The sequence below is a fragment of the Sphingobium sp. DN12 genome (assembly GCF_051058005.1).
Classification (GTDB): Bacteria; Pseudomonadota; Alphaproteobacteria; order Sphingomonadales; family Sphingomonadaceae; genus Sphingobium; species Sphingobium yanoikuyae.
Genome location: NZ_CP173717.1, coordinates 4,368,998 through 4,383,482 on the forward strand (window position 1 = coordinate 4,368,998; position 14,485 = coordinate 4,383,482).

Genomic DNA, 14,485 nt, shown 5'->3' on the forward strand with positions numbered 1-14,485 from the left:
CCGCATAGCCTCCATGAACGCAAGATCGACCCGGGGGGAACGAAACGGCGATTGCCGCATTGTCGGCGAACCAATGGCGCGCCTTGCAGGATCTTCGATGATGTTCAAATATGTTGCGATCAGGCAGGAAAAGGGCCGCTGGCATATCAGCGCCGAGAGCGGCCGACCTGGCGATCCAGTCCTCAATCTCGACAACAGAGGTTATGCCTCGCGCATGGACGCCCTGCAGGCTGCGATGATCTACGCGCAGGACAATCGCCTGGATATTGTCGAGATGGCCCTTTGAGGCGACTGGAAGCCTGCCACGATCTCTCTCTCCCGCATGCTCCGGTCGTTCGCGATGCTGTCCTTGCAGACGCGAATCGCGGAAAAAACTTGAACGAAATCTGCGGCCCTATCGATCGCCCACGAGATGAATATTACGGCTTGCAAAGCCATTGGATGCAGGCCCCTCCCAGCGCGACTGTGCAACCCGTCGCCGCAGTTTGGGAGGGGGCTGCGATATGAGCCATTGTCGGTCGAACTCGTCCATTGAAAACATCAAGGAAAAGGCATGATCTTTAAGTCGATCCTTTTCTCGCGAGATGGTTGGGTGCCCAATAATTCCGCCATCCCGGTCGGGCTGTACCTCGGCGTGGAGCCAAGCGAGAGGACGGATCTGGCCAAGGCCTTCGAGGCACGATTTGCGAGCCATGGCTGGCTGCCTGAGTGGCGTGACAAGATCTATGATTATGACCATTATCACTCGACTGCGCATGAAGTGCTTGGAATGGCCTCGGGTCATGCCACTCTCGCGCTTGGAGGATCGGCCGGATTTGAAATTGCGGTGGCGGCCGGCGATGCGCTGATGCTGCCGGCCGGAACCGGCCACCGCGCAGTCAAGCAGAGTCGGGATTTCCTCGCGGTAGGCGCTTATCCTGTCGGGCAGATCTGGGATATTTGTTGCGTCTCGCCAAGTCAGAGCATGCTGGATCGAATCAGCAGCCTGCCGCCGCCCGAATATGATCCGGTCACCGGCAGCAGAATATATTCACCGTAAAAGGCGGCTCCTCACCGCAACGTGCAATGCCAAGAGACCAGAGCAAATCGGCACATCATCTGTCTGTAGCCTGACATCCTTCACCGTTACGAAGTTTGCTAACGGATTGGACCATTTCAGATCTTTGAGCGTTCATTGCTTCGAGGAGACCGGCTTGATGCAATTTTCCCCCTTAATGCACTTTGTTGAGGCGCGACCCACTCCATTGCCGCACCTGGCCATTTTCGCGGACGCCGAAGAACTGCAGCGGTCGGACGACAATATTTCGTCCCGAGCTTTAACCGGCCAACATGTCGCCATGGGTGGCGCCATTCTGTTAACGGCTCTCCTGTTCGCGCGTGGGCTAAGATGATTTCTGGTTGGAAATTTTCTGCTCGATAAAAAAGGAACGCCTCTATGTTGTGGACAATTCTTCTAGTCCTTCTCGTTCTCTGGGTTCTGGGCGCGTTCGTCATTCCGGTCGGCGGTGGCCTGATCCATCTACTCCTGGTTCTGGCCGTAATCGTTCTGGTCTATCAGTTCGTGACCGGAAGACGAGCCTGATTGGAAAGCCGGGCGCTCAAAATCAGCGATGTGAACCAGCGGAATGTTGGTGGGGCTAGGTGCGAGCAACCGACGCCCCCCAACATTCATCAACGGCAGGAGGCCCGATCACCAATATTCTCTGACCGATCGGAAAGCTTGGCCATAATGACGCCGATCTATCATTTCTCTGCATGGTCAGTTCTACAGAAGTGCTTACTACCTGAGAGCTAGCAGCTAACCCGACAGCGTGCTGCCGGCATTTCGATGGCCGGATCATGCCAGATGATGTCTGCGTGCAGCACCTGGACAGGCCGCTCCGTTGCTAATTCGTTGCGAACGGCAGTGTCAGAATTCGGCGCGCGGGCTTGGAAGTAGCGCATGATTTCTCAGCGGCACGATCAAGGCCTAGCGCAGGATCGGATTTCGCAATATTCGCCAATCCGTTATCAGCCTTCCTGACTTGAACATCCTTGTGTGGCATGCCTACCTTCTTTTTCCAGATATTTTCTTCATAACAATCCAGTGCCCATGCGGTTGCAAGGCAAAGAATATACTCCATTTTTCGATGGCTCAAGCCACAATCAATGAGTCGATTACTCAGTTTTAAGAAGATAGCGATCGATAGGCTGCCGGGTCGTCTTCCGCGCTCTCTAAACTGACATATGCGCGCTGACGCCTCGCTTAGTCTACCCAGCTTGTGGAAAGCCCTCCCGGTTGGGTAGCTCGCTTTTGCTAGACTTCGCTTCTTTCTCGGCTTTCGCGGATATGTTTCGTCCGTCGACGATCAGCGCGAGACACCGGGAATAGTGGCTCGTGCAGCCGCGGGCGAATGCTTTCGGGTGAACGCAATCCAAGGCCAGACCGAGCCGGGCTTGCCGACCATCGATCAGTCTATTTGCCTCTTGAACGAGGTTGCATCAGCCTGTGCCCACCAGCGCGCAAGACGCGGATCGCGAGCGCCATCGAGCAATTCCCCAGGCTCAACGAAGGGATAGAGTTCATCGAAGGAACGCATCTCAACGGCACTGATCCGCTGGCGCAATCCGTCCGGCGTAAACTCGTCGGGAGAATTGAGGCCGCATGCGACGACGATGTCATGCAGTGCCGACAGGGTGGATTGCTGGAACCGGGCGACACGCTCCGCCTTCTCGGGAATCACCAGGCCTCTCTGACGGGCCGGTGACTGTGTCGCCACGCCGGTTGGACAGGTGTCGGTATGACAGCGCATGGACTGAACGCAGCCGAGCGAGAACATAAAGGCTCGCGCCGCATTGCACCAATCTGCGCCCAGAGCCGCATTCATCGCGATCCCCGCACCCGAACTGACCTTGCCTGAAGCCGCCAGTTTGATCTTCCCCTTGAGATTGGTGCCGACAAGTGCGTTGCGCGCAAGCATCAGTCCCTCGCGCAGCGGCATGCCAACCCGGTCCGACAATTCGGTGGGAGCAGCCCCCGTGCCACCCTCGGCGCCGTCAATCACGACGAAGTCGATCAGGATGCCGGTCTCGATCATCGCCTTCACCACAGCGAAAAGTTCATGGGGATAACCCACGCACAATTTGATCCCGACCGGTTTGCCGCCAGAAAGTTCGCGCATCCTTCCAGCAAATTCGACGAGCTGGATCGGAGTGGAAAAGGCGCTGTGTCCAGCGGGCGACAGGCAATCCTCGCCCATGGGCACGTCGCGGGTCTCGGCGATCTCGCGCGTCACCTTGGCCGCTGGCAATAGTCCGCCATGACCGGGCTTGGCGCCCTGGCTCAGCTTGATCTCCGTCATCTTCACTGCGTCATAGGCGGCCCGATCAGCGAAATGGCTTGGATCAAACTGGCCTTGTCGGTCTCGGCAGCCGAAATAGCCCGACCCTATTTCCCAGACGATGTCGCCGCCATTTTTGAGATGATAGGGCGACAGGCCGCCTTCTCCAGTGTCGTGATAGAAAGCACCGATCTTTGTGCCGAGGTTGAGCGCCTCGATAGCATTGCTGCCGAGTGCGCCGAAGCTCATTGCCGAAATATTGAGTCGCGCCGCCTGATAAGGCCGACTGCATTGATCCGTGCCGACGTGGACCCGTGTTTCCCTCGGGGCGTTGCGGGAGGGGGCGATCGAATGGGCAAGCCACTCATATTCGTCGGAATAGACGTCGAGTTCGGTGCCGAATGGATGGGCATCCACCTCGCCCTTGGCGCGAGCGTAGACGAGCGCCCGTTCATCATGGCTGTAGGGTCGCCCATCCAGATCGCTTTCGGCGAAATAGGCCCTGGCAAATGGACGCAACCATTCGAAGAACCAGCGGAAGCGGGCGGAGGCGGGATAGTTTCGACGCAGACTATGATGCGACTGGAACAAATCGGTCAACGCCAGGACCAGGATCGGCGCGAGCACAAGCAACAGCCACAGCGCATGGCGATGATGCCAGCCAATGGCCAGCGCTCCAATCGTGCCGACTAGCCCGATCAGCAGCAGCAGGTTTCGGGACAGCGGACGGTCGCGGGTCAATGCCGCGACCAGATTGGGTCTTTCGCTCACGAGAGAAGATTTCGCATCAGCCCGACCACATCGCGACCGCGTCCGTTCAGCACCGCCTTGGCCGAATAGAGCGCCATGCCCGCAACTTGCCCCACTTCGACCTTGGGCGGCATGACCAGTTCGAACCGATCCGTGACCACATCCAGCAGAGCCGGTCCGGGCGCGGCGAGCCAGTCCTTTACGGCCCCTTCAAGCTGGTCGGCTTTTTCAACGCGCCGGCCCCATAGACCCATCGCCTCGGCCACGCGCGCAAAATCAGGATTGACGAGGTCGGTATAGGCCTCCAGCAGGCCTTCCACCTTCTGCTCGATTTCGACGAAATCGAGTGCACCATTATTGAACACGGCAACTTTGATCGGCAGCTTCTCCTGCACGGCGGTCAGCAGGTCGCCCAACAGCATGGCGATGCCGCCATCGCCCGACAAGGATATCACGGTCCGGTCGGGGAACGCCGCCTTGGCGCCCAGGGCCTGAGGCATCGCATTGGCCATGGTGCCATGGCTCAGGCTGATGACGGTGCGATTGTGCCCGGTGGCCGCGACATGGCGCAGGCACCATACCATCGGCGATCCACCATCGGCGGTGTAGATGCTATTGGCGGGCGCATGCCGTGAAATCATCTCGGTGAGATATTGGGGATGAATTGCCCCACCTTTGCCGATGGTCGCATGCTTGGCCTCATCCTCAACCGTTCGGGCACGATGAGCTAGGCATTCGTTGAGAAACGCGCGTTCGCTACGCGATGCTATGCGTGGCAGCAGCGCTTCGATCGTTGCAGCAACATCGCCCACGACGCCAAGGTCGACAGGATGGCGTCGTCCCAGATGGCTACCATCTATGTCGACCTGGATGATGGTCGCCTTTTCGGGATAAAATTGCCGCCAGGCAAAATCGCAGCCCAGCAGCAGCAGCGTGTCGCAGGCCATCAGCGCATGATAGCCCGCCTCACCGCCGAATATGCCGGTCATCCCGACATTGAATGCATTGTCATGCTCCAGGAAATCCTTGGCGCGCGAGGTATGGGCGACCGGTGCCTGGAGCGCGTGCGCCAAGGCAATGATCTGATCATGGGCGCCCTCGCAACCCGATCCACCGTAGATGGCGATCTTCTTGCCCTTGGCGATCTCAGCGGCGATGCGGTCGATATCCGCATCGGTCGGGCGTATGAGCGGACGGGCGGGATGAACCGCAAAGGGTGGCTCGTCGGGGGCCTTGGCGCTCGAGACATCCGCAGGCACGATCAGTACCGCCACCCCTTTCTTCGCCAGAGCGGCCTGGGCTGCCATCGCGGTCTTGCGCCGTGCCTGTGCGGGCGTCCTGATCTCTTCACAGAATACGCTGCAGCTCTGGTAGATTGACCGGAAGTCGACCTCCTGTGGGAAGTCGAAGCCCAGCTCATCGCGAACGATCTGGCTGGCAATCAGGACCACGGGCGCGCGATTGCGGTGGGATTCGAACAGGCCATTGATGAAGTGGAGACTGCCGGGGCCGCAGGAGCCCGCACACAGGGCCAATTCGCCGGTCAGCAGCGAGTCTGCCCCCGCTGCAAATCCGCCCGCCTCCTCGTGGCGCACATGAACCCAGCGAATGTCGCTTTTGCGGATGGCATCAGTCACATGGTTGAGGGTGTCGCCCGGGACGCCGTAGCATCGCCTAGCCCCGGCTGCCGCGAGCGTTTCCACGATTACCTGCGCCACTGTGGTCATGAACTGTTCCCCGATAGCATCTTGAGATGCAGGGGTAAGCGGCGAGCGGCACCCATGTTCCGTTACAAATGAGTTATGTTGAACGGCGCTCGGTCGTCTGGTGGCTGCCTGGCACCTCTTTCCGTTACAACGGGCTGCCCCTCGTCAGCTGCGAGCCGATAGAAGCGCCACACGCCATCAGGCAAGCGCGACGCTCAACGGGCCATCCGTGGGCATATCATCGATAGCGCCGCACTTGGGGGCAGTAGCCAGGGCGTTGGCACTGGAGAATTTCGGCAGCGCCAGCAGGCTCAGCGCATAGCCGATGATGGCGCTGCCGCCATAGCCCACAACCGGCGTCGGATAATTGCCCAGGGCAGCCGCCAGCATCGCGGCGAACCAGACGGCGCCGAAAGCGACATAGATTGCGCGGCTCTCGGCAGCCCGGCGCCAACCAATGACGGAAGGGACGACGAGCAGCATCAAGCCGCCCAATACCGCCAGTCCCGCAACGGCATGAAGGTCGAACGATGAATAGAGAATCTGATCGACATAGGGTATTGCGGGCAGTCTGTCGGCACGGATCAGCGTTGCCGCAAAGCTCGCGGCGCTGGCAGCAAGTGCGGTGCACACATGTCGATCGGGGCGCATGACTGCAAGCGCGGTTAGGCAGATCACGAGCATCGCCGCCATCGCGCGATCGGGCTGAAGCGCCATTGCGGCCGCAGCCGCGACGATGCTGACAGTCGCGGGGACGTTTCGAAAACGCGAAAATGCGACGAGCATTGTCGGCAAGAGGATCAGACTTGGCTGCATCGCCAATCCGCCCCAATAAACCCAGCGCGCTATTCCATCGGCTTGGGAGCCGAAAAGAGCTGTTGCCAACAATGCGCCTGCCATCATGAGGTTTGCCCCGTCCGTCCAACCTTGCCCCGATCGGGCCGCGCGTTCCAGCAGCAGCAGCAGAGTCAAGCCGATGATCAAGGCGCCCAGGTTCACCCCAAGATAGCGCATCGGCGCGCCGGCGATCGCCATATAGGCAGTGCCGAGCAGGACAGCGCTGGTCAGACAGACGATGCCCAGCGCACGGGGACGACGTGTAGCGGCGTTGACGATATGCATGATGGTCGATCCTTCCGGACGGGAAACATGGTCACCAACAGGCGAGGCGAAGATGGTCAGCAGGCGGGATGCGACCGCACGCGGCATGAGCCCACATAGGCTGCCGAGCGTGAATAAGAGAGCCTTGCTGTCATCCGGGATGGCAGCGGCTTCGCAACGGATCGCCCATCCCCATCGCTGCAAAGGCGTGGGCAGCGTAGCTTGCAGCGCACGACAGGCCAGATCGATCAAGCGGCGACGAAGCCTTATGCTCATATGGTTGCCTGCCGGCTGCGCACGGCAGTTGTGACCGGATGACCGGGAGGATTGGCGCGGGCAAGCTGCACACCGTTCGCCGTCAACCGATAAGCGTGCCGTGGCGGGCGGCCAGCTTCAACTGGCTGCTGCCATTCTGCTTCCAGATGTCCCTGAGCTTCCAGGCGGATGAGGAGCGGATAGAGTGTGCCGGATTTCACATCAGCGCGGCGCGCCAATTCATATCCGTGCGACCATTGGCCATCGGCATCGAGCAGGATGGCAAGCACCATCCGGGCGCGAGAGGACAAGGAACGTGTTCGAGGCATGATCGATAGATCTACCTATATCGATTTATTGTCAAGCTTCAGTCGGAATGAGCATGGAAGCGCGCCAAAATGTTGCTCGAGATTGACCGATTGCCGATCGTCCCACTAAGTTCCGCACACGGAATTGATGACAGGCTTTTCGCACAACCTGAGCAGGAAAAGGCATGACGGAAGAAGAAGCTTACGCGCTCAGACTGCAATCCGTCGCCACCACCAAGCTGGCGCAGACCACGCTTGAATTCGCTATCAACATGGCACGACTGCAGGGATTGTCCCTCGATCTGGAAGGCGCTGCCCAAGCGCACCTCAATTGTGAACTGGATCACAGCCTCGACCCGAAAAGCCTGGCAATAGAAGGTGACGCGCGCATGATTGTCGCAGAGACGCTCCTCGCCTTCGCGCGCAAGTCGGGCTGCTGATCACAGGCCTCGCAAAAGATCTGCCGCTGCTGCTGACCACGCTTTCGGAGAGCGTGGCCAAAGCTCCATCCGATCCATCATTTTGTGCAGCACGGCATGTTACAGCCTTGCATGCCGCAGCCCCTAGGCCAGTTACTGGCCCAGCTTGAAAAGCCCATGGCGAAAGCTAACGGAACAGCACAAATTGTTGCTCGTTCATGTCTCCATGAAGCCATTCGCGCCTGCAGAACGTGTTCCCTATCTCCATGCCCGTCGCGACCTCAAAATGGCACGGTCGGCCCATGCTTATGTGCGGGGCAACACGGCACGTTTCTACGAATGGCTGGAAGATAGCAGGCTTGCCCGGATCGTCCCGGAAGGGCCCGCGATCTGGATCTGCGGGGACTGCCATCTTGGCAATCTTGGTCCGTTAGCGGATAGCGACGGCAATGTCGCAATCCAGATACGCGATCTTGATCAGGCGGTCATTGGCAATCCCGCACACGATCTTATCCGCCTTGGCCTGTCACTTGCGACTGCGGCGCGCGGTTCCGATCTTCCAGGCGTCATCACCGCTCGCATGCTGGAAGAGATGATTGCGGGCTACGCCGAAGCCTTTTCCGACCCGGGCCAGGACGAGCGGGAGGCCCAGCAGGAACCTGATGCGGTGCGCACGGTTCGCCGCCGTGCTCTCAACCGCAAATGGCGTCATCTGGCCAAAGAGCGGCTGGAGGCGATTGAACCCTGTATTCCTCTTGGCAAGCGATTTTGGCCGCTCGATGAAAAGGAATATGCGGCCCTGCGCGATGTCGTGATCCATCCGCCTGTCAGCGCGATGATCCTGTCTCTCGATCATCGCGGGAAAGAACGCGCACCTGTCATGGCGGACGCTGCCTATTGGATGAAGGGTTGCAGTTCGCTTGGCCTTCTGCGGTTTGCCGCGGTCGTCACCTTGGAAGGAAAAAAGCGCACCGATCATGCGCTGGTCGATCTCAAGGAAGCTGTTCAACCTGTCGCGCCGATCGCGTCCGGAGCCTGCATGCCGGATGATCCTGCTGAACGCGTGCTGGCAGCAGCACGCGCCTTGTCTCCGCATCTGGGCGAGCGCATGGCCACAGCAAGGATGCTTGGACATTCGATCTTCGTTCGCGAACTGATGCCGCAAGACCTCAAGATCGAGGCAGAACAATTTTCTCGGGGCGAGGCCCTAAAAGCCGCGCGATATCTCGCCTTCGTTGTGGGAAAAGCCCATGCACGACAAATGGACAAAGCGACACGCCGCGCATGGCTCACGACTTTGCGCAACGGCCGATCGAACGGCATGGACGCCCCATCCTGGTTGTGGCGGGCCGTAGTTGCCTTGGCGGCGCGACATGAAGCAGGCTATCTCGACCATTGTCGCATTTATGCACTGGCGCGCTGAGACATCTTTCGTCTGGGAAGGATGCTCAGCCGTGCGGACGTGCCGACTGCGCTCGGTAAAATCACACTGATTGAGATTAAAGCGACAGCTGCGACCGGGAACGCCCCTCTTGGCTAGGGATTGTCCTTCTGGCGGGACAATATTTGTCTCGAGCAGATTGGAGAGTATCATGAGCATTGAAGGCAAGGCCAAGGAAGCCGCCGGTTACATTAAGGAAGAAGCTTTCGAGCATGGCAAATCGCCTGAAAGTCAGAAGAAGGCCCAGGAAGGCCGCGACCTTCGCAACGAAGGCCGGGTGGAAGATGGCAAGCTACCCAAGACCGACAAGCCCGGCACCGGCGACTGACGGTCCTCCAAGCAAAAATCGCCGCTCCGGTCCGGGGCGGCGATTTTCATTGGAGTGCCTCTATTTTAGCGGTTTGTAGCTGCATTTGAATTTCAACGGGCGGGCTGGCAGGCTCGGTGTCAAATGGATGTGGAACTGCTCTCCGACCATCGTGTCGAGCGCGAAAGCCTGCTCCGCCTCATACATGTCGTCACGATGGGCGTCCTTCCATCCAGCCACGGCCTCGATCGCCTTTGCCTTCGCCCGCGACAGGCTGGTTGCCACGACGAACATGTTGCGATGCTGCTCCGCGAAGTCCGTCGGGTCATACCCTCCCAGATTGACATAATATAGCCTCTCGGCGCCCGTCCATCGCTCTGGGCGTAAAGTGACATTGTAGCCATCGGCATGATCGATCTCGGCCCAGCAGTCTATGTGCAGCGTGCCTGGCGTCCCCCACCATTGCTCCCGCAATGCTGCATGGGTGTCCGTGATCGTATCAGCTACGACAAACCGCATATCGTGGATTTCGATATGGGCCCTGGGATGTTCGCCGCCCACATATATCGCAAAAAGCTTCATATCGGTGCTCCGGGCTGGTGCTCGGACCGTACAGGCGATCGCGATGGGCGTATCGCGATCGCACAAGCCAGTTCAGCGCCGACTACCAGGCCCATTTCATGGGAGCTGGTGATGCCCTGGACAAAGGGATGGCGACCAAGAATGAAAGGTAGGCTTAGACAGAATATGCGTCGCGCCGCCGGGTCGTCAGAGACAGGATGATAGAGCTCGTCGATTGCGACACCTTTGACGCTGCAGCCTTGCGTGTCTGCGGCATTTTGGACGATTTCTTGTTCGATCAAGGTTGGGAAGGGGAATGCGTCAACATTGAGTGGACGCTGTCCGGTTGCTTCGATGAACACAGGATAATGGTGATCTTCGCCATCAATCAACACATGCACACCGGAATCGGCTTGATGACTATCGATTCTGTAATTTTCTCCCAATGCCTTCACATCCAATTTTTTTGCCCGATGTAGTGCTATCAGGCGTTCGATGGAAAGGTGTGGCACTGTTGCATAGTCGTCGATGAATATCGGCTTTAGAAAGCGATCAAACCGCTCGAGTTCATCTTCATCAAGATGCGGAACGATCAGTGCCATCACCTCATGCATCCGCAAGATGGCATAGCGCCATGGAACGGTGACTTCCTTGGCGAAGTTGCGCTTGGCTTCTGCCAGGTTGGTCGCTGCCCACTCAAATGGATCGACGTTGGCGCGCTCTCCAAAATAGCGATCCGAAAACTGTTCGGGCGCGAGGTCTGCAAGCATGATGCGTTTCGCATAATCCGGGTCAGCCTCCTGCAGCTCCTGCCGGAAAAGCGCGTAGGCTCGACGGAGAATATCGCCTTCTCCATCCTCGATCAGGCTTGTGATCGCTGCTTCCGTGCAGATCGAAAGCGGTATGTAGGGGATAGTATGGTAGAAATCAGCTTCCGGAAGCAGGCCCTTGCGCGACATCATCGTTATCTGAAGCTTTTCATGGCCGGGCTTTGACCGATATGTCAGAGCTCCGCCGTTCCGGCATTCGAACTGACCGTGGGCGACAGCCAGAGCCACCGCGGCATCAATGGCCGTCAGTGAGCTTCCGCGCAGCCCAACCTTTGTAGCGGAAATCCGCTGAAGTGCGCTTGCCGGCCATGGGCTCAGATAATAGCCGGGTCGCACTTCGGGCTCTTCGGGCCACTGATGCCCGGTCGCCAGGACGACATAATCAAACCACTCGATTGACTGGGGCAAGCGGGCTGGGGCGATCATCAGCTTCAGGCTGTCTCCTTCAACTTCAATGTCGACTACCTTGGTTCGCGCGCGGACATGAACGTCGATCCCCTTCAACCGGGCGCGCTCGACCAGTTGGGTGAACTGGTCGAGAAAGAACCGGCCGAGCGCTACCCGCGGGTAAAAAGCCCGTTCGTCGATGCCTGATCGATCAATGCCGAGTGCGCGAAGCCGATCTTCATCCTGGCGGCCGAGCCAATCGATCAACGTTTCTGCCAGAGGCGGAATTTCGACGCTCGCAATGTTGGACAGCATGGCGGGATCATTCCAGCCTGGCCGATATGGGGTGCCCAGACCTGGCTGGGATTGCAGTTCAAATATGGTGATATTGGCGTCAGGCCGGCCTGGTAAATTGCCTAGGGCTTCAATCAGCGCGTTCAACGTATAGATGGTGGTCGGACCTGCGCCGACGAAAGCGATTGCGGTAGCCATGTCAGTGCAATTCCCGTGGCGCCATTGAGTGCCATGGCAACTGCCATAGTTGATGCGAATTAAGCTCTTTTCCTGTTAGCGCCACGCGGTATCGGCACCGTATGAGCTCGCAGAACAGGACCTCAAAGCCCGGCCTCCCGCCCTCCGTCACGACAGATCGCCTCAGCTGAACGCCGTTTTCACCACGGATGATGCGTCTAGCATGCGCGTCTTGCGCCGATATGAACTCTACCATCGTTTAAGGGCGCGCGCCGCCGCCATCGCAACTGCTCCCGCCGATCGGTCTACGCAGCTCATTCACTGGAACCAGATGCCCTTGCGGCTCGTAAATTGCCCTGTTGCCTCAGGAGGCAACCCGGACAATGTCCATCATTCCACTCAGCAAGGAGCGAACATGGCAGAGCGTCTCACCATGCAGGACCCGCGCGCGCAATATCCCAAGCCGCCATTTCCAGAGCAGCCGCAACCGGTTCCCGGCATCGCAGCAAACATGGATCCAAAGCCTGATCATGGCGAGGACAGCTATGTCGGTTCAGGAAAGCTCAAGGGCCGCAAGGCGCTCGTTACCGGTGGCGATAGCGGCATCGGCCGGGCTGCAGCCATTGCCTTTGCGCGAGAAGGCGCTGATGTCGCCATCTCCTATCTTCCAAGTGAAGAAGCTGACGCAAAGGTAGTGGTCGCCCTCATCGAGGCTGAAGGGCGCACGGCCTTGGCGCTACCGGGCGACATCACCGATGAGAGCTGGTGCCGCAAACTTGTCGATGAAACGCTCTCTGGCCTAGGCGGCCTCGACATCCTCGTCATCAATGCTGGTCATCAACAATATCGCGATGATGTGACAGCCGTGAGCTCGGAAGATTTCGACCGTACGCTCAAGACCAATCTCTATGCCATGCATTGGATCACGCAGGCGGCGGTTCCTCATCTACCTGCTGGCGCATCCGTGATCACCACCGCCTCGGTGCAAGCCTATGAGCCGTCGGCCATTCTCCTGGACTATGCCACGACCAAAGCCGGCATCGTCGCCTATACCAAGGCGCTGGCAAAGCAGCTGATCGAGAAGGGCATCCGCGCCAATGTGGTGGCGCCCGGTCCATTCTGGACCGTGCTGCAGCCCAGCGGGGGGCAGCCGCAGGAAAAGGTCAGACAGTTCGGCGGGCAGAGCCAGTTCGGTCGTCCTGGTCAGCCAGTCGAGATTGCGCCCGTTTATGTGCTGCTTGCCTCGCAGGAGGGCAGTTATATCACGGGCGAAGTCTATGGTGTGACGGGAGGCGCCGGTATCGCGTGATGCAAATAACGGCCCCGCATCACTGTGGGGCCGTTATGGCAGTGAATATCCGGGAACGTGCCTTCATGGAATGTATTGCCCTGGGCGTTGCCGGAAACCAGCTGGAAGGGAAGCGACCATTTGCGTCGTTCATGCTACGGTTTCTAAATCTGCAATCCGCCATCGCCCCTGAGACGCTGCTTTTCACCCTTCCCAGCGCTCGGAGCGCGCCAGCCGCCGGCCCGTGGTCAAGGTCTGAATGACGAAAAGAAGAATAAGAATAAAGCCTGCTGCCCCGACAAACAGGTCGAAGCCCGACAGGCGCCCAAAATATCCTGGACCAGAACCCAAAACCATCATCATCAGCGTGAGCGCGATAAGCATCAATCTCAATTCGGTCGGGCCCGCTGCGAGATATGACAGCTTGAACTCTCCCAGCACGCGCGCAGCAAGATAGGCGTGGATCGAGAGCAGCAAATATCCAGCAAGCGCCACCATCGCGATGTCCATGGTGACGAACGGACTGAGGCCGATGCCGGCAAGGATGAGTAGGGTCGCAAGCCCATCACAACTATGATCGATGAAATAGCCATAGGAAGGACGCTCAATGCGGCGAAAGCGAGCGATGCTCCCGTCCATTGAATCCCCAAACCATTGGACGACATAACCAACAATGGCGAGCGACAGCCACGATGTGTGTAGATTGCTTGCCACATAGCCTATGAAAATCAAACATGCACCGAACATGCCCAAGGCCGTCAGGAGATCGGGGGTGACGCACTGCGGCATTTGAGCGCATAACCAGTTCAGCAATTTCCGCTCTTTCGCGGCAAGCCAATTCTCTTGGATGCGGGAAAGGGCGGCTAAATTCTTTAGGGGAATTGTCATAGTCCCTTATGAAGCCATGAGCCTCACTGGGCAATGTGAGAATGGCGATACCTCCCGTCACTTCCAAGGCATATGCCTGATGGCAGCTTGCGACCGATTCCGTTGTTCCCAGCGCCTCTTCAAGTTTGCTTAGGGAGAATTGGAAACAGTCCGCTATCTACCCGTCACTGCAATCACGCTCGGGTTTAGCTTCGAGACTCTTTGGGCAAATTATCTGGGAATCTTCCTGCTGTCGCGGCACCGCTCGGACCTCTATCTGGACGATCACTAGTCGGAGCCGGGGCGTCGGGCTCGTCGATGTCTGTGGTACGTATGGCAGGGCTTCCGAGCCCTTCCCCAGCGATTGTTGCGCTACTATCTCCCGGCGAGACCTTCTGGGCGGCCTTCCGGTTGGTGCGCTCGCCAGCGCCGGTGTCCTCTGGACCGTCGGTAGTTTTAGGTGTCGTGGGCATC

At 58.6% G+C, this 14,485-nt stretch carries 14 protein-coding genes; 7 read left to right on the top strand and 7 right to left on the bottom strand.

From position 1 onward, the window contains the following. Positions 1 to 97 precede the first annotated feature (97 nt). The 3 genes from ACI6S0_RS20665 to ACI6S0_RS20675 all read left to right on the top strand — a co-directional run bounded on the left by ACI6S0_RS20665 (position 98) and on the right by ACI6S0_RS20675 (position 1,582). Positions 98 to 286 (top strand): hypothetical protein, encoded by a 189-nt coding sequence (locus ACI6S0_RS20665; RefSeq protein ID WP_230588569.1) that lies wholly within the window; start codon positions 98 to 100, stop codon positions 284 to 286. Between the two features lie 267 nt (positions 287 to 553). Beyond that, a complete protein-coding gene (locus tag ACI6S0_RS20670) occupies positions 554 to 1,039 on the top strand; it encodes a hypothetical protein (RefSeq protein ID WP_004209592.1) in 486 nt (161 codons plus the stop codon). A 396-nt stretch (positions 1,040 to 1,435) separates the two neighbouring features. Then, positions 1,436 to 1,582 (top strand): lmo0937 family membrane protein, encoded by a 147-nt coding sequence (locus ACI6S0_RS20675; protein ID WP_004209597.1) that lies wholly within the window; start codon positions 1,436 to 1,438, stop codon positions 1,580 to 1,582. Positions 1,583 to 2,450: 868 nt separating this feature from the next. Here the strand turns inward: ACI6S0_RS20675 and ACI6S0_RS20680 are convergent. The 4 genes from ACI6S0_RS20680 to ACI6S0_RS20695 all read right to left on the bottom strand — a co-directional run bounded on the left by ACI6S0_RS20680 (position 2,451) and on the right by ACI6S0_RS20695 (position 7,425). After that, positions 2,451 to 4,091, bottom strand: coding sequence for an FMN-binding glutamate synthase family protein (locus tag ACI6S0_RS20680; RefSeq protein WP_434404197.1), 1,641 nt, complete (start codon positions 4,089 to 4,091; stop codon positions 2,451 to 2,453). Further along, a complete protein-coding gene (locus ACI6S0_RS20685) occupies positions 4,088 to 5,797 on the bottom strand; it encodes a thiamine pyrophosphate-dependent enzyme (protein ID WP_434404199.1) in 1,710 nt (569 codons plus the stop codon). Before ACI6S0_RS20685 ends, ACI6S0_RS20680 begins: the two co-directional genes overlap by 4 nt. A gap of 177 nt (positions 5,798 to 5,974) precedes the next feature. Continuing rightward, entirely contained in the window at positions 5,975 to 7,129 is a 1,155-nt protein-coding gene (locus tag ACI6S0_RS20690) for a hypothetical protein (protein WP_434404200.1), read from the bottom strand. 20 nt (positions 7,130 to 7,149) lie between these two features. Next, positions 7,150 to 7,425 (bottom strand): PadR family transcriptional regulator, encoded by a 276-nt coding sequence (locus ACI6S0_RS20695; RefSeq protein WP_434404201.1) that lies wholly within the window; start codon positions 7,423 to 7,425, stop codon positions 7,150 to 7,152. A 200-nt stretch (positions 7,426 to 7,625) separates the two neighbouring features. Here ACI6S0_RS20695 and ACI6S0_RS20700 point away from each other — a divergent pair, with 200 nt between their 5' ends. From ACI6S0_RS20700 to ACI6S0_RS20710, 3 genes are all read left to right on the top strand, one after another. Next, positions 7,626 to 7,880, top strand: a complete 255-nt coding sequence (locus ACI6S0_RS20700) for a hypothetical protein (protein WP_004209604.1) — start codon at positions 7,626 to 7,628, stop codon at positions 7,878 to 7,880. Positions 7,881 to 8,085: 205 nt separating this feature from the next. Next, positions 8,086 to 9,282 (top strand): DUF2252 family protein, encoded by a 1,197-nt coding sequence (locus ACI6S0_RS20705; protein ID WP_434405977.1) that lies wholly within the window; start codon positions 8,086 to 8,088, stop codon positions 9,280 to 9,282. A 169-nt stretch (positions 9,283 to 9,451) separates the two neighbouring features. Further along, a complete protein-coding gene (locus ACI6S0_RS20710) occupies positions 9,452 to 9,628 on the top strand; it encodes a hypothetical protein (protein WP_004209606.1) in 177 nt (58 codons plus the stop codon). Positions 9,629 to 9,688: 60 nt separating this feature from the next. Here ACI6S0_RS20710 and ACI6S0_RS20715 read toward each other — a convergent pair whose 3' ends face one another. Both ACI6S0_RS20715 and ACI6S0_RS20720 read right to left on the bottom strand, forming a co-directional pair. Beyond that, positions 9,689 to 10,189, bottom strand: a complete 501-nt coding sequence (locus ACI6S0_RS20715) for a DUF1543 domain-containing protein (protein ID WP_004209607.1) — start codon at positions 10,187 to 10,189, stop codon at positions 9,689 to 9,691. Next, positions 10,186 to 11,877, bottom strand: a complete 1,692-nt coding sequence (locus tag ACI6S0_RS20720) for an FAD/NAD(P)-binding protein (protein WP_004209608.1) — start codon at positions 11,875 to 11,877, stop codon at positions 10,186 to 10,188. Before ACI6S0_RS20720 ends, ACI6S0_RS20715 begins: the two co-directional genes overlap by 4 nt. A 394-nt stretch (positions 11,878 to 12,271) precedes the next feature. On the opposite strand from ACI6S0_RS20720, the gene ACI6S0_RS20725 reads away from it, so the two are divergent. Then, positions 12,272 to 13,165: an SDR family oxidoreductase gene (locus ACI6S0_RS20725; RefSeq protein ID WP_279728271.1), complete on the top strand. Its 894-nt coding sequence runs from the start codon at positions 12,272 to 12,274 to the stop codon at positions 13,163 to 13,165. 183 nt (positions 13,166 to 13,348) lie between these two features. Here the strand turns inward: ACI6S0_RS20725 and ACI6S0_RS20730 are convergent, their stop codons facing one another. Continuing rightward, complete coding sequence (locus tag ACI6S0_RS20730) at positions 13,349 to 14,032, bottom strand: CDP-alcohol phosphatidyltransferase family protein (protein ID WP_004209612.1); 684 nt, start codon at positions 14,030 to 14,032, stop codon at positions 13,349 to 13,351. Positions 14,033 to 14,485: the final 453 nt, after the last annotated feature.

Coding starts and splice junctions, on each gene's coding strand:
- ACI6S0_RS20670 (WP_004209592.1), top strand. CDS start 554: ATGATCTTTAAGTCGATCCTTTTCTCGCGAGATGGTTGGGTGCCCAAT.
- ACI6S0_RS20715 (WP_004209607.1), bottom strand. CDS start 10,189: ATGAAGCTTTTTGCGATATATGTGGGCGGCGAACATCCCAGGGCCCAT.
- ACI6S0_RS20720 (WP_004209608.1), bottom strand. CDS start 11,877: ATGGCTACCGCAATCGCTTTCGTCGGCGCAGGTCCGACCACCATCTAT.
- ACI6S0_RS20685 (WP_434404199.1), bottom strand. CDS start 5,797: ATGACCACAGTGGCGCAGGTAATCGTGGAAACGCTCGCGGCAGCCGGG.
- ACI6S0_RS20665 (WP_230588569.1), top strand. CDS start 98: ATGATGTTCAAATATGTTGCGATCAGGCAGGAAAAGGGCCGCTGGCAT.
- ACI6S0_RS20700 (WP_004209604.1), top strand. CDS start 7,626: ATGACGGAAGAAGAAGCTTACGCGCTCAGACTGCAATCCGTCGCCACC.
- ACI6S0_RS20675 (WP_004209597.1), top strand. CDS start 1,436: ATGTTGTGGACAATTCTTCTAGTCCTTCTCGTTCTCTGGGTTCTGGGC.
- ACI6S0_RS20695 (WP_434404201.1), bottom strand. CDS start 7,425: ATGGTGCTTGCCATCCTGCTCGATGCCGATGGCCAATGGTCGCACGGA.
- ACI6S0_RS20710 (WP_004209606.1), top strand. CDS start 9,452: ATGAGCATTGAAGGCAAGGCCAAGGAAGCCGCCGGTTACATTAAGGAA.
- ACI6S0_RS20725 (WP_279728271.1), top strand. CDS start 12,272: ATGGCAGAGCGTCTCACCATGCAGGACCCGCGCGCGCAATATCCCAAG.
- ACI6S0_RS20705 (WP_434405977.1), top strand. CDS start 8,086: ATGAAGCCATTCGCGCCTGCAGAACGTGTTCCCTATCTCCATGCCCGT.
- ACI6S0_RS20730 (WP_004209612.1), bottom strand. CDS start 14,032: ATGACAATTCCCCTAAAGAATTTAGCCGCCCTTTCCCGCATCCAAGAG.